At 64.0% G+C, this 24769-nt stretch carries 23 protein-coding genes; 2 read left to right on the top strand and 21 right to left on the bottom strand.

The window, feature by feature from the left end; translation table 11 throughout:
• Positions 1-104: 104 nt before the first annotated feature.
• Positions 105-2879 (bottom strand): phosphoenolpyruvate carboxylase, encoded by a 2775-nt coding sequence (gene ppc / locus QM716_RS13805; protein ID WP_283304643.1) that lies wholly within the window; start codon positions 2877-2879, stop codon positions 105-107.
• Between the two features lie 103 nt (positions 2880-2982).
• A complete protein-coding gene (gene secG, locus QM716_RS13800; protein ID WP_003944946.1) occupies positions 2983-3216 on the bottom strand; it encodes a preprotein translocase subunit SecG in 234 nt (77 codons plus the stop codon).
• Between the two features lie 209 nt (positions 3217-3425).
• Between secG and QM716_RS13795 the strand changes: the two genes are divergently transcribed.
• Entirely contained in the window at positions 3426-4196 is a 771-nt protein-coding gene (locus QM716_RS13795) for a tyrosine-protein phosphatase (RefSeq protein ID WP_283304642.1), read from the top strand.
• A gap of 91 nt (positions 4197-4287) precedes the next feature.
• Here the strand turns inward: QM716_RS13795 and tpiA are convergent, their stop codons facing one another.
• The 16 genes from tpiA to fmt all read right to left on the bottom strand — a co-directional run bounded on the left by tpiA (position 4288) and on the right by fmt (position 20234).
• Positions 4288-5073, bottom strand: coding sequence for a triose-phosphate isomerase (gene tpiA, locus QM716_RS13790; protein ID WP_283304641.1), 786 nt, complete (start codon positions 5071-5073; stop codon positions 4288-4290).
• A gap of 6 nt (positions 5074-5079) precedes the next feature.
• Positions 5080-6291, bottom strand: coding sequence for a phosphoglycerate kinase (locus tag QM716_RS13785; RefSeq protein ID WP_283304640.1), 1212 nt, complete (start codon positions 6289-6291; stop codon positions 5080-5082).
• Between the two features lie 17 nt (positions 6292-6308).
• Entirely contained in the window at positions 6309-7328 is a 1020-nt protein-coding gene (gene gap / locus QM716_RS13780; protein ID WP_003944851.1) for a type I glyceraldehyde-3-phosphate dehydrogenase, read from the bottom strand.
• A gap of 158 nt (positions 7329-7486) precedes the next feature.
• Positions 7487-8470, bottom strand: a complete 984-nt coding sequence (gene whiA / locus QM716_RS13775) for a DNA-binding protein WhiA (RefSeq protein ID WP_230815559.1) — start codon at positions 8468-8470, stop codon at positions 7487-7489.
• Positions 8461-9525 carry a gluconeogenesis factor YvcK family protein gene (locus QM716_RS13770; protein ID WP_283304639.1) on the bottom strand — a complete coding sequence of 355 codons (1065 nt, stop codon included), beginning with the start codon at positions 9523-9525 and terminating at the stop codon, positions 8461-8463. The genes whiA and QM716_RS13770 overlap by 10 nt, the downstream gene beginning before the upstream one ends.
• Positions 9522-10421 (bottom strand): RNase adapter RapZ, encoded by a 900-nt coding sequence (gene rapZ / locus QM716_RS13765; RefSeq protein WP_172436543.1) that lies wholly within the window; start codon positions 10419-10421, stop codon positions 9522-9524. The genes QM716_RS13770 and rapZ overlap by 4 nt, the downstream gene beginning before the upstream one ends.
• A complete protein-coding gene (gene uvrC / locus QM716_RS13760) occupies positions 10418-12610 on the bottom strand; it encodes an excinuclease ABC subunit UvrC (RefSeq protein WP_283304638.1) in 2193 nt (730 codons plus the stop codon). Before uvrC ends, rapZ begins: the two co-directional genes overlap by 4 nt.
• A gap of 74 nt (positions 12611-12684) precedes the next feature.
• A complete protein-coding gene (locus QM716_RS13755; RefSeq protein ID WP_007727982.1) occupies positions 12685-13158 on the bottom strand; it encodes a PH domain-containing protein in 474 nt (157 codons plus the stop codon).
• Entirely contained in the window at positions 13155-13652 is a 498-nt protein-coding gene (gene ribH, locus QM716_RS13750; RefSeq protein WP_230815555.1) for a 6,7-dimethyl-8-ribityllumazine synthase, read from the bottom strand. The genes QM716_RS13755 and ribH overlap by 4 nt, the downstream gene beginning before the upstream one ends.
• Complete coding sequence (locus tag QM716_RS13745) at positions 13649-14923, bottom strand: bifunctional 3,4-dihydroxy-2-butanone-4-phosphate synthase/GTP cyclohydrolase II (RefSeq protein WP_283304637.1); 1275 nt, start codon at positions 14921-14923, stop codon at positions 13649-13651. The genes ribH and QM716_RS13745 overlap by 4 nt, the downstream gene beginning before the upstream one ends.
• 110 nt (positions 14924-15033) lie before the next feature.
• The gene (locus QM716_RS13740) at positions 15034-15642 is read right to left on the bottom strand and encodes a riboflavin synthase (protein ID WP_003944892.1); all 609 of its coding nucleotides are present in this window, start codon (positions 15640-15642) and stop codon (positions 15034-15036) included.
• A gap of 5 nt (positions 15643-15647) precedes the next feature.
• Positions 15648-16700 carry a bifunctional diaminohydroxyphosphoribosylaminopyrimidine deaminase/5-amino-6-(5-phosphoribosylamino)uracil reductase RibD gene (gene ribD, locus QM716_RS13735; RefSeq protein WP_283304636.1) on the bottom strand — a complete coding sequence of 351 codons (1053 nt, stop codon included), beginning with the start codon at positions 16698-16700 and terminating at the stop codon, positions 15648-15650.
• Positions 16701-16708: 8 nt separating this feature from the next.
• The gene (gene rpe / locus QM716_RS13730; RefSeq protein ID WP_230815552.1) at positions 16709-17392 is read right to left on the bottom strand and encodes a ribulose-phosphate 3-epimerase; all 684 of its coding nucleotides are present in this window, start codon (positions 17390-17392) and stop codon (positions 16709-16711) included.
• An 85-nt stretch (positions 17393-17477) separates the two neighbouring features.
• Positions 17478-17825, bottom strand: a complete 348-nt coding sequence (locus QM716_RS13725; protein ID WP_283304635.1) for an MmcQ/YjbR family DNA-binding protein — start codon at positions 17823-17825, stop codon at positions 17478-17480.
• 40 nt (positions 17826-17865) lie between these two features.
• Positions 17866-19314 carry an RsmB/NOP family class I SAM-dependent RNA methyltransferase gene (locus QM716_RS13720; protein WP_283304634.1) on the bottom strand — a complete coding sequence of 483 codons (1449 nt, stop codon included), beginning with the start codon at positions 19312-19314 and terminating at the stop codon, positions 17866-17868.
• Entirely contained in the window at positions 19311-20234 is a 924-nt protein-coding gene (gene fmt, locus QM716_RS13715; RefSeq protein ID WP_283304633.1) for a methionyl-tRNA formyltransferase, read from the bottom strand. Before fmt ends, QM716_RS13720 begins: the two co-directional genes overlap by 4 nt.
• A 288-nt stretch (positions 20235-20522) precedes the next feature.
• On the opposite strand from fmt, the gene QM716_RS13710 reads away from it, so the two are divergent.
• The gene (locus QM716_RS13710; protein ID WP_283304632.1) at positions 20523-20729 is read left to right on the top strand and encodes a hypothetical protein; all 207 of its coding nucleotides are present in this window, start codon (positions 20523-20525) and stop codon (positions 20727-20729) included.
• Between the two features lie 27 nt (positions 20730-20756).
• Here the strand turns inward: QM716_RS13710 and QM716_RS13705 are convergent, their stop codons facing one another.
• The 3 genes from QM716_RS13705 to QM716_RS13695 form a co-directional block, all read right to left on the bottom strand.
• Positions 20757-21776 (bottom strand): esterase/lipase family protein, encoded by a 1020-nt coding sequence (locus QM716_RS13705; protein ID WP_283304631.1) that lies wholly within the window; start codon positions 21774-21776, stop codon positions 20757-20759.
• A 94-nt stretch (positions 21777-21870) separates the two neighbouring features.
• A complete protein-coding gene (locus QM716_RS13700; RefSeq protein ID WP_502942051.1) occupies positions 21871-22539 on the bottom strand; it encodes a PadR family transcriptional regulator in 669 nt (222 codons plus the stop codon).
• 190 nt (positions 22540-22729) lie between these two features.
• Positions 22730-24748 carry a primosomal protein N' gene (locus tag QM716_RS13695; protein WP_283304629.1) on the bottom strand — a complete coding sequence of 673 codons (2019 nt, stop codon included), beginning with the start codon at positions 24746-24748 and terminating at the stop codon, positions 22730-22732.
• Between the last annotated feature and the right edge of the window lie 21 nt (positions 24749-24769).

The raw sequence follows: 24769 nt of genomic DNA, 5'->3' as shown, positions 1-24769 counted from the left end.
CGGTCCCCGTTCGGTCCTGTGCGCAGCAGGAGGTGTGCGTGCGACAGCCCTAGAGTCGCCGCACGCACACCGTGGTAAACCTGCCGACCTATCCGCTGTCACACCTAGCCACTGTTGCGAAGTGCAGTGGCCAGGCCGTTCATCGTCAGCTGGATGCCCCGACGCACTTGATCGCCTTCGTCGCCGGAACGGTACCGACGGATCAGCTCGACCTGTAGATGGTTGAGAGGTTCGAGGTACGGGAAACGGTTGTGGACCGAACGCTCGAGTCCTGGGTTGTCGGCAAAGAGATTCTCGTTGCCCGTGATTGCCTTGTACATGCGAATTGTGCGTTCGTGCTCGTCGGTGATCATTCCGAAGACTCGATCGCGCAGTTCTGCGTCGGGTACGAGGTCCGCGTAGCGGGCCGCCAAACCGAGATCCGACTTCGACATCACCATTGCCATGTTCGAGAGCACGGTACGGAAGAACGGCCACTTCTCGTACAGTGCCGTCAACGTGGCAAGCCGACTGTCGTCTCCGTCGATCCATCTTTCGAACGCGGCGCCGGTGCCGTACCAACCCGGAAGCATCACGCGAGACTGACTCCACGAGAGCACCCAGGGAATCGCACGCAGGTCGGAGATCGCCTTGGTCTGCTTGCGGGAGGCCGGGCGAGAGCCGATGTTGAGTGCCCCGATCTCGGCGACGGGTGTCGACGCTTCGAAGTACTGCACAAATCCTGGTGTGTCGTGCACCAATTCGCTGTACGCGGTGCGGGCGAGTGCCGCAAGCTCGTCCAACACCGCATAGGCCGCATCAGCGTCGCTGCCGAGACCTTCTACATCGAGCAACGTCGACTCGATAGTCGCTGCGATGAGTGTTTCGAGGTTGCGATGCGCCAGCCGCGGTTCGGCGTACTTGGCAGCAATCACCTCGCCCTGCTCGGTGATCCTCAGAGAACCAGCGACTGCACCGGGAGGCTGAGCCAGAATCGCTTCGTAGCTCGGTCCGCCGCCACGTCCGACCGTTCCGCCGCGGCCGTGGAAGAGCCTCAATCTGATCCCGCTCTTACGCGCGGCATCGACGAGGTCGAGCTCGGCACGGTACAGCGCCCAGTTGGCAGCAAGATAGCCGCCGTCCTTGTTGGAATCGGAGTACCCGAGCATCACTTCCTGACTGTCACCGCGGGACCGGACGATCGCACGGTAGACCGGGATGTCGAGCGTCGCCAGCAGTGTGTCGGCGCCGCCCTGCAGATCCTCGATCGTCTCGAACAACGGAACGATGCCGATCGGGCAGGAGGGTTCGCTACCGACGCCCGGATCGAGCACCCCGACCTCTTTGAGCAGCACCGCAGCTTCGAGCATGTCACTGACCGAGGTACACATGCTGATGATGTAGTTGGGTACTGCGCCCGCTCCGAGAACCCGCACTGCCTTCGCGCCGGCCGCCATGATGGCCAGTTCCTTGGTGGTCAATTCGCTGAACTCGGCGTCCGGCGAAGTCAGCGGTCGCCTCGTGGTCAGCTCGGCCGACAACAATTCCACTCGCTCGGCTTCCGGCAACGACGCGTAGTCCGGGTGAACTCCGGCCCACGCCAGAAGTTCTGCGACGACGCCTTCGTGTACCTCGGAGTTCTGCCGCATGTCCAGACCGGACAGGTGAAAGCCGAACACCTCCACCGCTTCTCGGAGTCGATCCAGTCGATCGTCGGCAATGGTCTCGTCGCCGAAACGACGCAGCGAGGTGTCGATGATTCCGAGATCCCGCTGCAGTTGTGCCGGATCGGTGTACGCCTCGAGACCGTCATCGGAACCGTGGGCCGGCAACTCCCCCAACACCGACAGTGCGGTAGCGCTCAATCGCCCACGGATACCGCGAATCGCGCGACGGTACGGCTCGTCGGCCCGGAATGCCGAATCGTCGCCGGAAGTGGACGCCAGCAGATCGAGTTCGGGCGTGACGGACACCAGCCGCGCCGACATCGACAGCTCACGCTCGAGATGTTCGAGTTCCTCGAGATGATGCTCGAGAGCAGTTGCGGCAGCGCGCGAAGTGGCACGCTGGACGATTTCGCCGGTCACATACGGATTGCCGTCCCGGTCACCGCCGATCCACGAACCCGGCCTCAGGATCGGTTCCGGCAGGAGACCTGCTTCCGGCCAACGCGCGCGCAGAGCTTTGCGGACCTCCGCATTGATCTTCGGAATAACCTCGAACAACGCCGCATCGTAGTAGCGCAGGCCTACCTCGATTTCGTCCTGGATACGGAGGCGGCTGAGTCGGATCAGAGCCGTCTGCCACAGGGTCAGGATCTGACGGCGCAATTGCAGATCGACGTCAGCGGTTTCGGCGACACTCAGCGCCGTGCGCTCGCGGTATCGCATCAACTCGGTGATTCGACTCTGCGTCTCGAACACCGTGCGGCGTCGAGTCTCCGTCGGGTGAGCAGTGATGACGGGTGAGACCAGGGCGCCCCGCAACGCTTCTGCGACGGTGGCCGAGTCGATATCGGCTGCATCGAGTTTGGTGTACGTGGCCGCGAGAGTGCTGTCTCGGGGCGGTTCACCCGCGTTGACGTGGATGGCCCGTCGACGCTCGCGGTGGATGTCCTCGGCCAGGTTGGCGAGCAGCGCGAAGTGACTGAACGCACGGATGACGGGAATGGCGTCGTCCGTACTGATTTCGGCGAACAGTGACACCAGCTCTGCGCGGTCGATCTCCGACCGACGGACTCGGAACGACTCGACACGGGCTCGCTCGACCAGATCGAAAACATTGTCGCCGGCTTGCTCTCGCACTATTTGTCCGAGTATTCCGCCGAGAAGCCGGATGTCTTCGCGCAGCGGCTCGGTGGCCTCTCGCGGTGTTTCTCGATGCGACGCGGTTTCAGTCATCACACAATTATCGACCGAAACAAAGAACCCCGCTCGATAGGCGGGGTTCCGTGTCTGAAATTCGTGAGTGAAAAATTACCAGCTGTGCAACATGAGCCGAGATTCAGGCGAACTTGATCTCCAGGCCGATGCCGACGATCGAGATGAGCCAGATCAACGCGGTGAAGACCGTCAACCGGTCGAGGTTCTTCTCGACAACAGTCGATCCGGACAGGCTGGACTGGACACCGCCACCGAACAGACTCGACAAACCGCCGCCCTTACCGCGGTGCAAGAGCACCAAGGCGATGAGGAGCAAGCTGGTGATGACCAGCAGGATATCCAGGAACAGTTTCATGTCTGTCTACGTCCACCAATCCAATAGGGACAACTACAACCGATAACACCATACAGGCGCGGACAGATAGCCTGACCACATACCCGCCTTGCACACACCTCTGCACCCGGCCAGGCACGACTCTTGGTCAGTGGCATCGATCACACTGTCGAGATACCGATTCAGTAGTTTTTCAGTTGACGCGACTCTACCTCCGAAAGGCCCGCTCCATGCTTTCCGACACTGCCCTACCCGATACTCCACGTCTGGCTTCGATTCACAACTTCCGCGATGTGGCCGGCCCCGGGTACGTCACGACCAGCGGACAGGCGATGAACCGGGGAGTCTTCTACCGCGCAAACGTGCTGACGCCCTCGCCCGAGGATCTCGCAATCGTGGAATCGCTGGGGCTGACCGCCGTCTACGACGTGCGATCCGAAACCGAAGCGAACGAAACACCCGACATCGTGCCAGTACCGGCGATGTACGCCCACATTCCCATCCTGTCCGGGAACATCCACGCCGAAGCAATGGCTCTCCGAACAGCTGACGCTGCAACAGCTTTCATGCAGAACATCAATCGCAGTTTTGTCGCGGACCCCGTCACTCGGAACGGATTCTCGCAGTTGTTCGCCGCCCTGGCGACCACCGACGGGCCGCAACTCTTCCACTGCACGGCGGGCAAGGACCGAACAGGTTGGGCGGCAGCACTACTGCAGACACTCGCCGGTGTACCGCGCGAAACGATCACGGCGGACTACCTGCTCACGAATACGTACTCGGCCGAGTACATCGATGCAACAGTCGCGAAGATCGCCGCCGCCACAGATGCAGACAAGGGCGAGGTGATCCGATTGCTACTTTCCGTCGACGCGAGTTACCTGGGCGCTGCCTTCGAACAGGTGGACCACCACTACGGGACCGTCGAGAACTATCTGACCGCCGGGTTGGAGCTTGCTCCCGAGCTCGTCGGCGCTTTGGAAACCAAACTCGTGAGCTGACTCGCGAACAGAAAACTGCGGGCGTGTGACCTACTCGGTCACACGCCCGCAGTTTCAGTGTCCCACAGTTTCAGCTCACTACCCGATCACATCACGGGAGTGGACCGCCTGCAGCGATCGCAGACAGTGTCGCGAACTCGTCAGCCTTGAGTGACGCACCGCCGACAAGAGCACCGTCGACGTCGGTCTGGCCGACGATCTCTCCGACGTTCTTGGAGCTGACGCTACCGCCGTACAGGACGCGAACGCCGGCCGCGACCTCGGCGTCGGCAAGTTCGCCGACTGTTGCTCGCACCGCAGCGCACACTTCCTGTGCATCTGCGGCAGAAGCGACACGGCCGGTGCCGATGGCCCAGACAGGCTCGTACGCGATGACGATCTTGGAGATCTCCTCCGCGCTCAGGCCCGCCAACGAACCCTTGAGCTGGTCGACGTTGTAGGCGACGTGATCGCCCGCTTCGCGGATCTCGAGGCCTTCACCGATGCACACGATCGGCGTGAGGCCGTTCTCGAGGGCGGCCTTGGTCTTCGCGAGGACGGTCTCGTTGGTCTCACCGTGAAGGGTGCGACGCTCCGAGTGGCCGACCACGACGAAGGTGCATCCGAGCTTGGCCAGCATGGAGCCGCTGATCTCACCCGTGAACGCACCCGAGTCCTGAGCCGAGACATCCTGCGCGCCGTACGTGAGGAGGAGCTTGTCGCCCTCGATCAGCGTCTGGACGCTTCGGATGTCGGTGAACGGCGGGATAACCGTGACGTCCACTTTGTCGAAGTACTTCGCAGGCAAGGAGAAAGCGATCTTCTGCACCAGAGCGATGGCCTCGAGGTGGTTCAGATTCATCTTCCAGTTGCCGGCGATCAACGGCTTACGTGCCATGTCGGATCAGCCTTCCAGTACTGCGATGCCGGGCAGCTCTTTGCCCTCGAGGTACTCGAGGGAAGCGCCACCACCGGTGGAAATGTGCGAGAAGCCCTCGTCCGGGATACCGAGCTGACGAACGGCTGCTGCGGAGTCGCCGCCGCCGACGACGCTGAAGGCGCCCTTCTCGGTTGCCTCCACGATTGCCTCGGCGACACCGCGGGTGCCTGCCTCGAACTTCGGGAACTCGAACACGCCCATCGGGCCGTTCCAGAACACGGTCTTGGCGCCGGTCAGGATCGCGGCAAAGCGCTTGACCGACTCCGGTCCGATGTCCAGACCCATCCAGCCGTCGGGAATCTCGTCGAACGGAACGATCTTCGACTCGGCATCCGCCGAGAAGGAGTCCGCGACAACAACATCCTGAGGGATGTGGATGACGTCGGCGTACCGGTCGAGAAGATCCTTGCAGGTCCCGATCATGGACTCTTCGCACAGCGAATTGCCCACGGACACACCCTGAGCCGCGAGGAACGTGTAGAACATTCCGCCGCCGATCACCAGAGTGTCGACCTTCGGTGCCAGTGCCTCGATGACGGCCAGCTTGTCCGAGACCTTGGAGCCGCCGAGCACCACCGCGTACGGACGCGCTGCGTCCTGAGTGAGCTTGGCGAGCACCTCCACCTCGGCGCCGACCAGGTAACCCGCGTAGTGCGGGAGCAGCTTCGCGACGTCGAAGACCGACGCCTGCTTACGGTGAACAACACCGAATCCGTCGGAGACGAATGCGCCGTCGTCACCGACCAGCTCGACGAGAGCCTTGGCGAGCTTGACCCGCTCGGCTTCGTCCTTGCTGGTCTCGCGAGGGTCGAAACGGATGTTCTCGAGCATCAGGACGTCACCGTCGGTGAGTCCTTCGGAACGAGCCAGCGCGTCCTGTCCCACGACGTCACCGGCTAGCTGCACGTTGCGACCGAGGATTTCGGCCAACTTCGCAGCAACCGGTGCGAGGGAGAACTTGGGATCGGGCTGACCGTCGGGGCGCCCGAGGTGCGCGGTCACGATGACCTTCGCTCCACCCTCGGCAAGTGCCCGCAGGGTGGGAGCGGACGCGACGATGCGGCCCGGGTCCGTGATTTCTCCGCCATCCAACGGAACATTGAGGTCGGAACGCACCAGTACGGTGCGACCCTCGACCCCAGCGTCCAGCAGATCCTTCAGCGTCTGAACTGCCACTGTTATCGAAACTCCGCTCAGAGAGACTTGGCGACGAGGCCGATGAGGTCGGCGAGGCGGTTGGAGTAGCCCCACTCGTTGTCGTACCAGGAAACGATCTTGACCTGGTCGTCGATGACCTTCGTCAGACCCGAGTCGAAGATCGACGAGTGCGGGTCGGTGACGATGTCCGAGGAGACGATCGGTGCGTCGGTGTACTTCAGGATGCCCTTGAGTGGCCCTTCGGCAGCAGCCTTCATCGCGGCGTTGATCTCGTCGGCGGTAGCCGACTTCTTCAGGTTCGCGGTGAGGTCGGTGACCGAGCCCGTGGGGATCGGCACGCGCAGTGCGTAGCCGTCGAGCTTGCCGAGCAGCTGCGGGAGAACCAGGCCGATTGCCTTGGCTGCACCGGTGCCGGTGGGAACGATGTTGAGTGCGGCGGCGCGGGCGCGACGGAGGTCTGCGTGCGGAGCGTCCTGCAGGTTCTGATCCTGGGTGTACGCATGGATCGTGGTCATCAGACCCTTGACGATGCCGAACTCGTCGTCGAGAACCTTGGCGATGGGGCCGAGGCAGTTGGTGGTGCACGATGCGTTGGAGATGATGTTCTGGCTGCCGTCGTACTTGTCGTCGTTGACGCCCATGACGATGGTGATGTCTTCACCCTTGGCCGGAGCCGAGATGATGACCTTCTTGGCGCCGGCTTCGAGGTGTCCCTTGGCCTTTGCGGCGTCGGTGAAGATGCCGGTGGACTCGACGACGACGTCGACGCCAAGCTCGCCCCAGGGAAGTTCGTTCAACGGGCCGCGGTGTGCGAGGGCCTTGATGCGCTGATCGCCGACAACGATCGTGTCGTCACCGTCGAGCGACACGTCGTACGGCAAACGGCCGAGGATGGAGTCGTACTTCAGCAGGTGAGCGAGCGTCGCATTGTCAGTCAGGTCGTTGACTGCCACGATCTCGATATCGGTGGTTCCGAGCGCCTTCTGCGCATCCACCGCCCTGAAGAAGTTACGTCCGATACGGCCGAAACCGTTTACGCCAACCCGGACAGTCACAATTCGCTCCTTTGACCATGATTCTGGTGTGCAACTTGACCCACGCATACTCCGAATCCGTGTGTGCACGACGCGGACGTGGGGTTCATCGGTCGATGTGACTCATACCCTAATGCGCGTGGCCCGAACGTGCGCAGCCCACCCTGACGGAGGGCAGGTCATCCCTCTTCGAGTAGCTCCGCATTCACTGCGGATTCGGTGTCGGGTATGCCCGTTTCCTTTGCCTTGCGATCAGCCATGGACAGCAGGCGACGGATACGTCCGGCAACGGCGTCCTTGGTCATCGGCGGGTCCGCCAACTGGCCTAGTTCTTCGAGGGACGCCTGCCGATGCTCGACGCGCAGTGCGCCCGCCGCCGCGAGGTGGTCGGGCACGTCCTCGCCGAGGATCTCCAATGCACGCTCGACGCGTGCAGCAGCGGCGACGGCAGCGCGAGCCGAGCGTCGCAGGTTTGCGTCGTCGAAATTGGCGAGACGATTGGCGGTGGCGCGGACCTCACGTCGCATCCGTCGCTCCTCCCACACCAGACGCGTGTCCTGGGCTCCCATTCGGGTCAGGAGATCGCCGATGGCCTCGCCGTCGCGGATCACCACACGATCCGTTCCGCGCACCTCACGTGCCTTCGCCGAGATCCCGAGACGCCGCGCAGCTCCGACCAATGCCAGTGCGGCTTCCGGGCCCGGGCAGCTGACTTCGAGCGCCGACGAACGGCCGGGTTCGGTCAGGGAACCGTGCGCGAGGAACGCTCCGCGCCAAGCTGCTTCGGCGTCGCCGACACTTCCCCCGACCACCTGCGCAGGCAAGCCGCGAACCGGGCGGCCGCGAAGATCGAGTAGTCCCGTCTGGCGGGCGAGCGCCTCACCTTCCTTCGCCACGCGCACGATGTAGCGCGCGGACTTACGAAGTCCGCCGGCACTGAGTACGTGAACATCGGCACTGTAGGTGAACAGGTCGAATATCTCCCGGCGCAGACGTCGCGCCGTGGAACCCAGATCGACCTCCGCTTCGACGACCACCCGGCCGCCGACTATGTGGAGCCCACCGGCAAAGCGCAGCAACGCGGAGACCTCTGCCTTGCGGCAGCTGACCTGAGTCACCACTAACCGGCTCAGTTCGTCCTTGACCTCCGCTGTCATTGCCACGAAGCGTTCTCCCTCTGTTCTTCGGAATGCTGTTCTTGCCGTGAAGGTTGTGTCGAATCCCCTACTGCCGCACTGCTCGACAGTTCGGCCAACACGTCGGCCAGTTTTGCCGGATCGTGTACGTGCGCTGCGCCCGGTGAGGTGTCCGCGACATCCGCGTACCTCACTTCGGCCGAAAATTGATCCGCCGCACGCTGCAGATGTTCACGTTCACGCCCGGCAGGTACCGACGCCGAGTCGACCACGACGTAGTCGACTCGGAAATCGGGGACGTGTTGGGAGAGTACGTGCAGGTGACGCTCTGCGGAGAATCCGGCGGTCTCCCCCGGCTCGGGTGCGAGATTGAGCACCAGCACTTTTCGAGCCTTCGTCGACGAGAGTGATTCGACGAGCTCGGGTACCAGTACGTGCGGGATCACGCTCGAGAACCACGAACCCGGGCCGAGGACCACGAGATCGGCACGATCGATCGCGGTCACCGCGTCGGGGCACGCGGGAGGATTGGACGGGAGCAGTCTCACGCGCCGGACCTTGCCCGGCGTCGTCGCGACGGCGACCTGTCCACGAATGCAGCGGCTGACGCGGGGGTCCTCTTCGAGTCCTTGAACGTCAGCTTCGATCTCGAGCGCGATCGGCGACATCGGCAACACACGGCCACGGATTCGCAGCAGTCGCGCCATCTCGTCGAGCGCGACGACTGGATCGCCGAGTACCTCGGTGAGCCCGGCCAGGATGAGATTGCCCACCGAGTGCCCGGCGAGTGCGCCGACACCGCCGAAGCGATGCTGAATGGTCCGAGTCCAGTCGACTATCTCGGGTTCGTCCGATGCCAGAGCCGCGAGCGCCATCCGGAGGTCACCGGGCGGGATGACGCCTAGTTCGGCGCGCAGCCGGCCCGAGGATCCACCGTCGTCGGCGACCGTGACCACCGCGGTGACGTCGACCGTCAGACGTCTGACGGCTTGGAGGGTGGCGAACAATCCGTGCCCGCCGCCCAGAGCGACGATGGCCGGCCGCTCGAGTGCTTCCTGCGAGCGCTGTGTCGGTTCACTCATTCGCGCCCCAGATCCCTGTGCACGATGCTGACCGAGATGTCTTCCTCGGAACCCAAACGCCTCGCGAGAGCTTCGGACATGGCGACGCTGCGGTGCTTACCGCCGGTGCACCCGACCGCAATTGTCATGTAGCGCTTTCCTTCTCGTCGATATCCGGCGATCGTCAAATCCACCAGATGACGGTAGGTGTCGAGATAGTCTTCGGCACCCTCTCGGGACAACACGTAGTCGCGGACGTCGGCGTCTTGACCGGTGTGCGGACGAAGTTCGGGGATCCAGTGGGGATTGGGCAGGAATCGAACGTCACAGACGAGATCGGCATCCATCGGCAGGCCGTACTTGAATCCGAACGACTGAACCGTCACCTTCATCGTGCGGTTGGCATCGTTCCCGAACGCCGTTTCGATCTTCTGACGCAGCTGATGAGCCTTCAACGCCGACGTGTCGATGACCAGATCGGCGGCCGCCTTCACCACTGCCAACTGCCGACGCTCGGCTGCGATCCCTTCGGACAACGTGCCGTCGATGCCGTCGTTCTGCAAGGGATGGCTGCGGCGCACCTGCTCGAACCGCCGGATCAACACGTCGTCCGATGCTTCGAGGTAGAGCACCCGGGTATGGATCGGTTCCGCCTCGAGTTCGGTGAGGACCCAACCGAGGTCGCCGGTGAAGAGTCGACTCCGCACGTCGATCACGACGGCAAGACGATCGACCGGCGGATCGGAGGTCAAGCTCAGACCGACCATCCGGGAAATCAGCTCAGGTGGCAAATTGTCCGCGACATACCAGCCGAGGTCTTCGAGCACCTTGGCCGCGGTACTCAAACCTGCTCCGGACAATCCCGTCACCAGCAGGAAATCCATCGTTCGACTGTCTTTGGCGCTGTCGGTAGTCACTGTGCACTCGGCCCCGTCGTCGGCATGGACAATTCTCTCGACTCGGAGGCCTCGTCACCGCTACCGGATTCAGCGCTGGGCGCGTCAGCAGACGTAACAGACGATTCGGATTCCGTGTCCAGCTCATCATCCCCTACCGCGGCGGGCAGCGCGCGAGCTTCAGCACCCGCATCGGCCGCAGCCGAATCCGTTCCCAGTGCGGTCAGAACTGCTGTGGCGGTGGTCTCACCGATACCAGGAACCTGCATGATCTCCTCGACCGTTGCCGTTTTCAGCTTCGCCACGGAACCGAAGTGAGCCACCAGAGCGGTACGACGGGTTTCACCGAGCCCCTTGACCGAGTCCAGCGCCGAAGCCGTCATTCGCCTCGAGCGCTTGCTGCGATGGAACGTGATCGCGAAGCGGTGAGCTTCGTCGCGGATGCGCTGCAGTAGGTACAACGACTCGCTCGTTCGGGGAAGGATCACCGGATCTTCTTCCCCCGGTACCCATACCTCTTCGAGTCGCTTGGCCAACCCGACCACCGCGACGTCGGTCACCCCCAGCTCGTCGAGGACAGCAGCTGCCGCCGTGACCTGAGGGGCGCCGCCGTCCACGACGAACAGATTGGGTGGATAGGCGAAGCGCCGAGGCCGACCGGTGGCCGGGTCGATCGCCGCTTCGGGAGCGAGATCCCCGCCGTCCGCGTCCATGGTCGACGCCGAAGCCGCTAGAACGCCCAGGTCGCGGTTGTGGCGCAGGAACCGCCTGCGAGTGATCTCGGCGATACTCGCCACGTCGTCGGAATGGCCGTCGCCGGCAGCTTCCTTGATCGCGTAGTGCCGGTAGTCCGACTTGCGCGGGAGCCCGTCCTCGAACACGACCAGTGACGCCACGACGTCGGTTCCCTGGACGTGGCTGATGTCGATGCATTCGATTCGTAGCGGAGCCGAATCCAAGTCCAGCGCTTCCTGGATGCCCTGCAGCGCTGCAGATCGTGAAGTGAAATCCCCGGCGCGCTTGAGCTTGTGCTGCGCCAGAGCCTCTTTCGCGTTTCGCTGGACTGTTTCGGCGAGGTCCTTCTTGTCGCCGCGTTGCGGAACCCGCAGTTGCACTTGCGATCCCCGAAGCTCGCTCAACCACGCCTGGATCTCGGTCGCGTTTGCCGGCAGAACCGGTACGAGAACTTCCTTGGGAACGGCGCTGATCGCGGCCCCGGAGCCCGCTCCAGGGTCGAGGGCCGCCTGCTCACCATAGAACTGCGTGAGGAACTGTTCGACCAGAATCGGCAGGTCAGACTCGGCATCGAGCGCAGCCCAGTCGATGGCGTCGCCTGCCTTCTCCACGACCCATCCACGCTGACCGCGCACGCGTCCACCGCGCACGTGGAACACCTGAACGGCGGCCTCGAGATCATCGGTGGCAAAGGCGACGAGATCGGCGTCTGTGCCGTCACCGAGCACCACTGCCTGCTTTTCGAGTGCCTTCCGCAAGGCTCCGATGTCGTCACGCAGACGAGCTGCGGTCTCGAAGTCGAGGTCCTCGGAAGCCTGCTGCATGCGCTTTTCCAGGTCTTTGACCAGCTTGTCGGTGCGGCCGGCGAGGAAGTCGCAGAAATCTTCGACGATCTGTCGATGCTCCATGGCACTGACGCGGCCGACGCAGGGCGCCGAGCACTTGTCGATGTAGCCGAGAAGGCAAGGACGACCGATCTGGTTGTGCCGTTTGAAGACTCCGGACGAACACGTTCGTGCGGGAAACACTCGTAGCAGCAGATCGAGAGTTTCGCGGATCGCCCAGGCATGAGAGTAGGGACCGAAGTAGCGGACGCCCTTGCGCCGCGGACCGCGGTAGACGAACAACCGAGGGAACTCTTCGTTGAGCGTCACAGCAAGAACCGGATACGTCTTGTCGTCGCGGTACCGCACGTTGAACCGCGGATCGAATTCCTTGATCCAGTTGTACTCGAGCTGAAGCGCTTCGACTTCGGTGCTGACGACCGTCCACTCGACGCTGCCGGCGGTGGTCACCATCTGCCGCGTACGGGGATGAAGTGTCGTGACGTCCGCGAAGTACGAGTTCAAACGTGAACGGAGGCTTTTCGCCTTACCGACGTAAATGACCCGACCATGCGGATCGCGAAATTTGTAGACGCCCGGCGCGGCCGGAATGGTTCCGGTAGCGGGGCGGTAAGTCGAGGGATCCGGCACGGTTTCAGGTTAGTCGCCGCCACCGACCGACTCGGAAACGCGCAGGATGCGGGTACCGAACCGGCCGGAAGACGTCAGTTGCTCTTGTGCGCGACCGGTGCGTAGCGGTCGGCGAGTTCGCGGAACTTACCGACTGTGTCGACGGCGTACTCGCGGTCGTTGGACTGGATTGCCATCACTGCCATGTACTCGTCGTCGGGCAATTCGATACGCGCCCAGGCGGCGCCGTCGGGGAACGAGAGCCCCTCGAACAGATCCCAGTCGACGATCTTCTCGCCCAGGATGTTTCGTACGGCGATTCCCTGCTTGCCCACCTTGACCCGAGGCCGGGTCAACATCAGTACACCGAGAGCAAGAATGGTGCCGATGCCGGCCATCGCAAGTTGGTCCGCGGCGCGGAAGTACACGCCGGTGGACCCCTGGCGGAGCAAGAGCGCAAGTGTGACGTGAACGATCACCAGAAGGACAGCGACGCCGATCGCGTACCGCGTCGACTTACGCGGTGAGGCGATCAGTTCCCAGTTCTCGTTGTCGCCGGGTGTGCTCATCGAAACGAATCCTCGGTCCATGGTGCTCGGAGATGACGCAGGGTCACTGCGGTGTCCAGTGCGGCGGCGCAGGCCTGTGCGCCCTTGTCCTCGACGCTACCCGGCAGGCCCGAACGGTCAAGAGCCTGCTGCTCGGTGTCAGTCGTCAGGACACCGTTCCCCACGGGGGTGCTTTCGTCGAGCGAGACGCGGGTGAGGCCGGCGGTGACCGCGTCGCACACGTACTCGAAGTGCGGCGTACCACCGCGGATGACGACGCCGAGTGCAACGACGGCGTCGTGGGTGCGAGCCAACGCCTGCGCAACGACCGGCAATTCGATCGCACCGGCGACACGGACCAGTGTCACGTCCTTGATCTGTGCCTGCTCGGCGACGCGCTGTGCGCCGGCGATCAGTGCCTCGGAAATCGTCGCGTGCCACTGCCCGGCAACGATCGCCAGCTTCAGATCCTTGGCCTCGGCGATGGCGAGCTGCGGCTGACCTTCGCCGCTCACAGTGCGGTTCCGGGCTGTGCAGTGTTCTGGTTCGCCTCGTACTCGTCGAGTCCGATCAGATCGTGGCCCATCCGGTCGCGCTTGGTGCGCAGGTAGGTGAGGTTTTCGGCATTCGCGCGCAGCGGCATCGGAACGCGGTCGGTGATCTGCAGGCCGTACCCGTCCAGACCGACACGCTTGGCCGGGTTGTTGGTCAGCAGGCGCATCGACGAGATGCCCAGATCGACGAGGATCTGTGCACCGATGCCGTAGTCACGGGCGTCGGCCGGTAGTCCGAGTTCGAGATTGGCGTCGACGGTGTCGGAACCGGCGTCCTGGAGCTGGTAGGCCTGCAGCTTGTGCATCAGACCGATGCCACGACCCTCGTGTCCTCGCATGTACAGGACGACGCCGCGGCCTTCCTGAGCGACCATGTCCAGTGCGGCATCGAGCTGCGGGCCGCAATCGCACCGCAGCGAACCGAAGACGTCGCCGGTGAGGCACTCGGAGTGAACGCGGACGAGTACGTCGCTACCGTCAGCATCGGGACCCGCGATGTCGCCGCGCACCAGTGCAACGTGCTCGACCTCGTCGTAGATGCTCGTGTAGCCGACAGCGGTGAACTCACCGTGGCGGGTGGGGATCCGGGCTTCGGCGATACGCAGCACGTGCTTCTCGTGCTTGCGACGCCACGCGATGAGGTCGGCGATCGAGATCAGAGCGAGGTTGTGTTCGTCGGCGAAGACTCGCAACTCGTCGGTCTGAGCCATCGCGCCCTCGTCCTTCTGGCTGACGATTTCGCAGATGACGCCGGCGGGACGCAGGTCCGCCATGCGGGCGAGGTCGACTGCAGCTTCCGTGTGGCCCGGACGACGCAGTACTCCGCCTTCCTTGGCGCGGAGCGGCACGACGTGGCCGGGACGAGTGAAATCGTTGGCACCGGATTCGGGGTTGGCGAGCAAACGCATCGTCGCAGCGCGGTCCGATGCCGAGATGCCGGTACCGATTCCCTCACGGGCGTCGACGGTCACCGTGTACGCGGTGCCGTGCTTGTCCTGGTTGGTGGAGTACATCGGGGGCAGGCCCAACCGATCGCAATCGTCACCGTCGAGCGGCACGCACAGGTAACCGGAGGTGTAGCGAACCATGAACGCCACCAGTTCCGGGGTGGCCTTCTCGGCGGCGAAGATGAGATCGCCTTCGTTCTCACGATCCTCGTCGTCCACAACGACAACAGCTTTACCTGCAGCGATATCTGCTACTGCGCGCTCGATACTGTCGAACCTGGTCACGTGCTCGCACTCCAAAGTCTTGACTTTTCACATCATCGAATACAACGAGTGCATCCGACGGATGCACTCACAACCCTACGACCAATCGGACGGGTCCGATCAGCCTGGTCCTACCGACCGGCAGAGTGAAGCCGCTCGACGTACTTCGCGATCACGTCCACCTCGAGGTTCACCGGAGTACCGACCACCGCGGTACCGAGCGTCGTCAACTCCAACGTCGTGGGGATCAGCGAGATCTCGAAATACTCGAACCCACGGTCGCCGCCCAGCGCGGAGACCGTCAGCGAGACACCGTCGACGGTGATCGACCCCTTCTCCACGACGTAACGGGAAATGGAGTCCGGCAGTGCAATCCGCACTACCTCCCAGTTCTCGGAAGGCGAGCGGGAGATGACATGGCCCGTTCCGTCGACGTGCCCTTGAACCAGGTGGCCGCCGAGTCGGCTGTTCAGCGCGGCGGCACGCTCGAGGTTGACGCGAGAGCCGACGTCCAGCTTCGCCAGGCTCGAGCGGTTCAGCGTTTCCTGCATGACGTCTGCGGTGAACGAACCGTCTGCAAGCACGTCGACGACCGTCAGGCACACACCGTTGACCGCGATCGAATCACCGTGACCGGCGTCGGAGGTCACCAGTGGCCCGCGCACCGTGAACCGTGCAGCATCGACCAGTTCTTCCTTGGCGACAATTTCGCCGAGTTCTTCCACAATTCCTGTGAACACGCGCCCTACTCCTCGTTCCCCGGAGCAGAACTCTCCGGAACCAGACTCAACAAAATATCGGGGCCGATCGTTACCGCGGACTCCAAACGGAATCGGTGGGCGTCGGTAATGGTGTGCACTCCGGCATCGACCAGCGCGGAAGCGCCCGCGCCGAGCAGTATCGGCGCGATGTACGCCTCGATGACGTCGACATATCCGGCGGCGAGGAATGCTCCGGCCAGACGGGGACCACCCTCGAGCAGTACGTCTGTGTACTCCCCCAACGCCTCGATTACTTCATCGATGTTGTCGGTATTGAGCACCAGAGTCGGTGCGGTGTCATCGAGAACGCTTGCAGTCGAAGGTATTTCGCGCTTTCCGACGACGACGCGCACGGGCTGGTGCCCCGCGAGCTCACCCGTGGGCTGACGCGCCGTCAGCCACGGATCGTCGGCGAACACGGTGCCGGTGCCGACCACAATTGCATCGATCTGTGCCCGCTGCGCATGCACGCGCGCTCTCGCCTGCGGCCCGGTGATCCACTGACTCGTTCCGTCCTCGGCGGCGCTGCGTCCGTCCAGACTGGCTGCATACTTCCACGTGATGTGCGGGCGACCGGTGCGCTGTTTGTGCAGCCAGGATCGCAGAGGACCAGCTTCCACCTCGGGTGCTCGCAGTCCGGCCGTCACGCTGATGCCGGCTCGCATGAGCGTCGCTGCGCCGCCGGAGGCTTCCGGATTGGGATCACCGACTGCGTAGACAACCGCCGAGACTCCGGCGTCGATCAACGCCTGTGTGCAGGGGCCGGTTCGTCCCTGGTGATTGCACGGTTCCAGTGTCACCACTGCGGTACCGCCACGCGCTGCATCGCCGGCCTCGTCGAGCGCGACGACCTCCGCGTGCGGTCCGCCGGGCGGTTGCGTCATACCGACGCCCGCGATGGTGCCGTCGGCCGCCAGGATGACCGCACCGACGGGCGGGTTGGGGCTGGTGAATCCGCGCGCGGAATCAGCTGCGGCCAGCGCAATCTGCATCGCGGCGTCGAGATCAGCCGTCGATGCCTGTCCACCCTTTGCCATCGAGCGGCTCAGACCGACAGCGTCAGGTGCGGCGACGCCGAGGCAGCCTGCGCGCGGAGCTTGCGCACCGCCTCACCGGGATCACTCGCTCCGTACACAGCCGAACCGGCAACGAAGCAGTCGATCCCGGCCTCCGCGGCCTGCTCGATCGTGGAAGCGTTGATGCCGCCGTCGATTTCGACGAGCAGCGTCAGCTCACCCGAATCGACGAGCTTGCGAATTGCGCGTGCCTTGTCGAGCACCTGCGGCATGAAGGACTGGCCGCCGAATCCGGGTTCGACGCTCATGATCAAGAGGGTGTCGAAGTCCTTGAGAATTTCGAGGTAATCGTCGATCGGGGTTCCCGGCTTGACGCTCAGCCCGGCCTTGGCACCGGCGGCACGAATATCGCGGGCAACCGAACGCGGGTCGTCGGTGGCCTCGGCGTGGAACGTGACGTTGTACGCGCCGGCCTCGGCATACGGCGGTGCCCAGCGCTCCGGGTTCTCGATCATGAGGTGGCAGTCGAGCGGAATATCCGTCGCCTTCAGCAGACTCTCGACGACCGGCAGACCCAGCGTGAGATTGGGAACAAAATGCGCGTCCATCACGTCGACGTGAAGCCAGTCGGAGCCGGACACGGCAGTCGCTTCATCGGCGAGTCGAGCAAAATCTGCGGACAGAATGGACGGTGCAATCATCGGGGAAGCCACGATGCCGAGTTTAGCTGTGCTTCATTGCCGACCGTGCATGCACGTCAGTAGGGAACGGCCGCACCGTTGGACAGGCGCACACCGATCAGTTCTTCACGACACTGCGAAGCTTGCGCACCTTGGCCGGAGCCTTGATTCGCCACGCATCTTCGAGCATCTCCGCCAATTGCACCTCGTCGATCAGTTCGAGGTGCACGAGGATGGAGCCGTGACCGTGATAGTGATCGGTGGTGAAGAAGGGCGCCTCGCCACTGGCGAGCAGCGCTTCCTTCTCGTCCAGACCGCACATCAAAACCAAAGCGCCCTCCGCTTCGGTGCGGAGTCGCGCAAAAGTCTTGCCTGCCACCTTGAGTGCCGGGGTGTTGTACGAGGTCGACTCCTCCACGGAGGGAAGAGCCGAACCCAGTACTACAACCTGTTCCCACGTAACCATGTAGGCACCATACGACTACCGATGCCCAGAAGTCATCCGATCAGGCCAGCGGCTTGCGCAAAGCGGCCATGAACATCGCGTCCGTGCCGTGCCGGTGCGGCCACAGCTGAACAGAAGTCCCGTCTCCGACGTCCGGAACACCGGGCACCAATTCCTTGGTGTCGAGTTCCACGACGCCGTGACGTCGCACTGCGTCGGCGACGACTGCCAGCGTTTCCGACAGGTGCGGCGAGCACGTCGAGTAGAGCACCACCCCGCCGGGGCGTACCAGTTCGATTGCAGCGGCGAGCAATTCGCGCTGCAACTTCACGAGCGGCGCAACATCGGACGGCTGGCGACGCCAACGAGCTTCCGGGCGCCGACGCAGGGCGCCCAATCCGGTGCAGGGAGCGTCGACGAGGATGCGGTCGTATCCGGGTTCGAGTCCCGATTCGCGGCCGTCCGCCACGTGTACGTCCACGGGAAGCTCGCGAGTGGTCTTGCGGATCAGTTCGGCACGGTGTTCGACGGGCTCGACGGCGTCGAGGCGTCCGCCTTCGATACCGGCAAGAGCGCCGAGAAGCGCCGCCTTACCTCCTGGACCTGCGCAGAGGTCGAGCCAGCGGCCGGCGTCTTCACCTTCGAGAGGAGCAATGCTGAGGGCGCGGGCAACGAGCTGACTGCCCTCGTCCTGCACACCCGCCAAGCCTTGGCGGACCGCCTCGAGCTGTCCGGGGTCACCGCCGTCGAGATGCACGGCGTACGGCGAGTACGGCCCGATCTCGCCGCCGGTCACCAGCGCGAGCTCCTCGGCGGAGATCTCACCGGGGCGGGCGACGAGGTGCACGGCGGGGCGGGCGTCGTCGGCGATCAGGACGTCTTCGAGCTCTCCGGCTGCGGCGCCGAGCGAGTCCGAAAACACCTGCGCGATCCACAGAGGGTGAGCGTGCTCGAAGGCAAGTCGGCCGATCGGGTCCTTCGGGGCCAGCAGCTCGACCCACTCGTCCTGAGTGCGTTCGGAGACACGACGCAGGACTGCGTTGACGAATCCTGCTCGGCCCTGACCGTTTTCGGCGCGAACGAGGTCGACCGAGGTGGCAACAGCGGCGTGCGGGGCAACGCGGGTCCGTAACAGTTGATACGAGCCCAGACGGAGAACGTCGAGCAGGGTTCCGTCGATCTCCTCGATCGGCCGACCCGCTGCGTGCGCGATGACCGCGTCCAACAGACCTTGGGCGCGTGCGGCACCGTACGCGAGTTCGGTTGCCAGCGCGGCGTCGCGCGCGTCGAGCTTGCGATCGCGAAGCAGTCCGGGCAGTACCAGGTTGGCGTACGCGTCACGTTCACGGACCGCGCGCAGTACGTCGCGCGCGGCCAGGCGCGGCTGATCGAGCCCGGCGGTGGCCGGATCCGGTCGCTTGGCCTGCTTCGGCTTGGTGTTCTTTCCACCGGCTGCGTTCTTGGCTCCGGGACCCTGGGTCCGTCGTGCCGGTCGTCGTGATTCGGTCACTGTGCTCGTACCTCCGCGTCGAGTCGGGCACCGCGTGCCCAGTCCCCTGCCGACATCAATTTCTTGCCCGGGGGCTGAATCTGCCCGAGTCGTACCGCGGTGGTCGCGGTACCGATGTACAGACCATCCTTGCGTACCGAGATCTCACCGATTGCCAGGGTCTCGTCCGTGACGGTGACCGGCCCGACCTTGACCCGTAGGTCACCGATCATCGTCCACGCGCCGGGCGCGGGGGTGACGGCACGGATGTGACGGTCGATCGTGCGCGCGGGCAACTCCCACTTCACACGGGCAGCCTCCACCGTCACCTTGGGGGCGTACGAGACGCCGTCGGCCGACTGCGGAACCGCGTTGATCTCTCCGGCCTCGAGTCCGTCGAGTACCGATTCGAGTAGGGCAGCGCCGTTTTCCGCGAGACGTCCGAGCAGGTCGCCTGCCGTATCGGTGTCGCGAATCCGCTCGGTCATCACTCCGTACACCGGGCCGGTATCCATGCCGGCTTCCAAACGAAACGCGCTGGCTCCGGTCACCTCGTCACCGGCACTGATCGCGGCCTGAACCGGCGCGGCACCACGCCAGGCGGGGAGCAAGGAGAAATGCAAATTGACCCAACCGAATTTCGGGATGTCGAGTACGTTCTGCGGCAACAGGTTTCCGTAGGCGACGACGGGTGCGCAGTCCGGTTCGAGCCGTGCGAGTTCGGCCGCGAAGTCGGGATCGGACGCCTTGGTCGGCGTCAGCACCGGGATGCCGTGCTCGTCGGCGAGCAATCCGATCGGCGATCGGGTGACTTTTCGGCCTCGTCCGGCAACGGCGTCCGGACGCGTGACGACAGCGACCACTTCGTGGTTGGCCGACTCGATGAGCCGGCGCAAGGAGGGAACAGCCGGTTCCGGTGTCCCGGCGAACACGACGCGCATGTCAGCTCTCCCGTTTCGGTGGGCTCTTCGGACTCTGATCAGCCGATCGGCCTGTCGAACGCGGTGGACTGCAACTCACGAAAATGCTCCCGGACGTATCGGTGGATGGAACTGTCAGTCTAAGGACTGCACGAGCTACGACCTACCTCGCGCCACACCGAACCATTTTCTCAGCAATTTCTTTGATCAGAACCCTGCAGATTCACCGGTCGTCGGTATTGACTGTTTCTGTCGTCGCCACTCGGCGGAGGCTGATACGGGAAACACCGATCACACGGAGGAACTTAGATGGCAGGCATCGACAGTAAGTTCGACAAGGCCTACTCGGGAAAGTCCGTCGAAGAATTGGCGGACGCCCCGGTCGCGGCACTCAACGGTGTAAGCGATTCGGATGCAGAGCATTTGAAGGCAGCGTTCAACATCAAGACCGTCCGTGATCTGGGAACCAACAAGTTCTTCCTGTGGGCACAGGCCACTGCCAAGCTCGCCGAGTAAGGATCCCGACCGAAGTGATCTCGGTGCTCACGAATTTGCATCGATGACCACTCGAGGAATATCCGTGCCGAGCGGCACTGCACTGCACGATGCGTGCCGCTCGGCATCGGGATCCAGAACCGTCCGGATGACGTCGATCACGTAGGGGTCGTACGGCATGCGGAAATGACCGGTCAGGTTCGACGGGCACAGGTCCTGGAGAACGATGTTCTCCGCACCGGCGTCGCGCAGTGCGATGTTCGAGGACGGCTGGATCATCTCGTCGACAGTCGACCCGATTGTCGTGTAGCGCACACCGGGCACGGTGTCACCACCGTCGTTGAGCGCGTTCAACGTATCGGAACCTTGCATCTGCTCTCGGACAGCTCGCGAGAAGACTTCTTCGACGAAGTCTTCTCCACCGGGAATCGCGCGGACGATCGGGACCAACCCGAACATCACGCCGCCGTACGTCGGCGATGCCAATCCGACCCAATGATCGACGTACTGGTTCCCGCCCATCTTGTTGACGTAATACCGCGTCACCGTCGCGCCTTGCGAGTAGCCGATCACGTCGACCTTGTCCGCGCCGGTCGCAGTCAGCACCTGATCGACGAAGGAGCCGAACGCGGTGGCACTACCGACGATGTCTCCGACGCCGTACGTCTCGTGTGCGACGTCCCCGTCTTCTTCTTTGATCGCACCGCCGTAGTTGAGGGCGAATACGCAGTAGCCGTCCTCCGCCAGTGCGGGTGACAGAGCCGCCCAATCCGCGTACGCCTCGGTGTCGGTCCCGTGGGCGAGCACAACCGGCCGGGGATGCGCTGCGGAGGGCGCACATCCGAAATCGTTCGACCCGGCTGGGGCAGATCCGGGATGAGCATGCGCGAATGCAGTGGCAACCGAACGGGACACCTGGCCGGGGCCGATGTCGAGGGGAACGTCCATCGCGTCGGCACTCGAGGACGGGAGCGCCGGCGCGGCAGCCGATATCGCGGGCGGTGCTCCTATCAGCAGCGCCACTGCTACCGAAAATGTCAGTCCCACAGACCGTTTGACGCCAGACATTGTTCCTGCTCCTGCTCTGATACTACGAGGGAGCTGACCGTAACACCAGAAACTTCGGGGTGCATACCCTACCGAACAGTAGGTATCAGACGTCTCAATTGCCGCCTTTACCGGCATCGTCACCGGCAAGCACTCGGTACAGCGACTTGCGTGCCTCGACCAGCACGTCGGCTGCGGCCTTGACCTGCGCGGGCGTGCCTACAGCGGCCACTTGACCGGCCGCGCCCATCAGCTGTCCGATCAGTTCACGAAGGTCCTGCTCCGGCTCCCCCACACTGAGACGAACGTCGTCCCACGGCGCTCCGAGATCGGCGCGATGCTCCTCGACGTACGCAACACCTTCTTCGGTCAGCTTGGCAGTCTTGCGACCGGCGACCTTTTCGATGATCACCAGACCTTCGTCCTCGAGCTGGGACAGGGCAGGATAGATGGAGCCCGGACTCGGCTTCCAGACGCCGCCGCTGCGTTCGACGATCTGCTGAATCAATTCGTAGCCGTGCATCGGCTCTTCGGCGATCAACAACAGAATCGCAGCGCGCACATCTCCACGACGACCTCGTCCACCACGTCCTCGCCCGCGACCGAACTGAGCGCCCGGACCGAAACTGGGGCCGGGTCCGCCGTCGGGACCGAAACGCCCCCGTCGATGGCCTCTGCGTGGCATGTCGCCGAAGCCCGGACGCTCGTGCGGTCGACCACGATGCCCGCCGTCGTGATCGCGGGGAGCGTCGTCCGGCGCACCATCGTCCGTCGGCACCCACATCACAAGGGGCGGCCGCTGCTCACGTCCGAAAGCGCCGAAAAAGCCTCGACGGCCGAACATCCCCTCGTTCGGGAAACTTGCATCCATCGTCAAACCTCCATCACTATCGTTGATAGTTCGACGATATATCGTCATACTGGAGTGCGCAAGATTATCTGTACAAGCAAGTACGGACCTGCCAGCGCGACACTCAGCCGATGCGGCGGGGATCGATCTGAATGCGGACCGGACCCGATGACTTCCGCGCACTGCGCGCGGCTCGCGCATGTGCCAGAGCATCCGCAAGGCCGCGACCGTCCTTACGTGGAACGCGGACCAGCATTCGCTCCGGCGCGACACCACTCTCGTCCTCGCCGGAATAGGGAAGCCGCTCCCCCGCAGGCAATTCCACTGGGCCGAGCAGCACAGCACTGGCCGGCAGTTCAGCCGACTCCACCAACTCCGCGATCGCGGCGGATCCGCCGTCGATCGCTGCCATGTGCACGGCCGGAGGAAAGCCGACCTCGTCTCGCTCCTCGAATTGAGACTGTGCGTGCCCCACCGGGTCCCACCGGACCAATGCCTGCACCGTCGGGATACCCGAGTCCGCGACAACCACGACTTCACCGCCTTCGGACAGTGGAATCACCATGGCAGCAGCCGACATCCAGCGTCTGAGCGTTTCCTCGGCGGCGCGAAGATCCGGCCGGCCGAGCAACGCCCAACCGTCGAGCAGGAGCGCTGCGCCGTAGCCGCCGGTCATCACCGGCTCCGCACCGACCGTCGAAACCACCAACGCGGGCCCGTGCGGCAGTTCCTTGACCACATCACCGCCCCCGGACAGTACGACTTTCACTCCGGGAAACGCGCGCCCGAGCTCTTCGGCAGTTCGGCCGGCACCGACCACCACCGCGCGCAAAGCTTTCGCGCCGCACGCGTGACATCGGTAGGCGGCATCGGCGACCCCGCACCAGCGGCACGCCGGCGTCCCAGCGCCGTCCGGGCCTGCCGCAGCGGGAAGCGCCAGTGGGCCGTTGCACCGACGGCACCGTGCCGGGGCACGGCACTTTCCGCAGGCCAAGGTCGGTACGTACCCCCGGCGCGGCACCTGCACCAGGACTCCGTTGCCCTCGCCCAGAGCGCGCCGGGCAGCCGCGAATGCAATGGCGGGTAACCGAGCCGCTCTTGCTCCGGGATCGCGGGCCAAGGCTTGATCACTGTCGGCCAGCGCCGTGATCTTGGGTGCGTGGGCCCGAACGACATCCCGCGTGGCGACCAGATCGTGCGCCCATCCCGAATCGACGAGGACCTGGGCTTCTGCAGTTCGTGAGAACCCACCGATCACGACAGCGCACCCGGCGACGTAGCCACGCAGGACGGCAACTTCACGGGCATGCGGATACGGCGACCGCGGCTCGGAGAGATTGTCGTCGCCGTCGTCCCAGACGACAACCAGACCGGTGTCGGGGGTCGGTGCAAAAACAGCGCTCCGAGTGCCGACGACGATCCGGGCGGTCCCGCGCAGTGCAGCGAGCCACCTTCGGTATCGCATGGCCGGCCCCAAGCCCGCGGACAGACCCACCACTGCATCCGCTCCGGAGAGTTCGACGCATGCGGCGACTACGCGGTCCAGGTCGCGTTGGTCGGGCACAACCAGGATCGCGGATTTCCCGCTTGCTGCTACGGCGCCGGCCAGTTCGGCCAGCCGCAACGGCCAGTTTTCGCCGGGCAACGCCTGCCAGACTGCACGTGGGCTTTTCGATTCACGAATCGCAGTCAGGAATGCGTCACCGAATCTGTAGAGATGCCAACCATGTTCGATCACTTCGGGAGCGGACGGCAGCTCGGCGGGCTCCCACAATTCGGCTTCGACCTTCGCGTGGCGCGGCGGTACCGCCAAGCGGAGAACATCGGCACGGGTTCCGGCGTAGCGTTCGGCCACGCGATCGACTACCTGCGCGATTTCGGCCGTCAGGACCCGCTCGGACGAGATGACGCGTTCGAGCCAGCCGAACTTCCCCTGGTGGTCACTGGTTGCCACGCGAGAGACGATGAAGCCGTCCACCAACCGACCAGCGAAGCGGATACGCACCCGGACTCCAGGCTGCGCATCCGCTTCGAGTTCACGAGGAACGAGGTAGTCGAATTCACGGTCGAGGTGAGCGAGCGGGAGCATCGGCAGCACCCGGGCGACCGGATCGACTTCTGCCGCTACTCTTTCCGCGCCCACCCGCGCCCCGTCTGTACGTCA

The organism is Rhodococcus sp. IEGM 1409 (assembly GCF_030056735.1).
Taxonomy (GTDB): Bacteria; Actinomycetota; Actinomycetes; order Mycobacteriales; family Mycobacteriaceae; genus Rhodococcus_F.
Note: the sequence above shows the minus strand (reverse complement) of the source record. Positions and strands in the feature narration are given on the sequence as shown.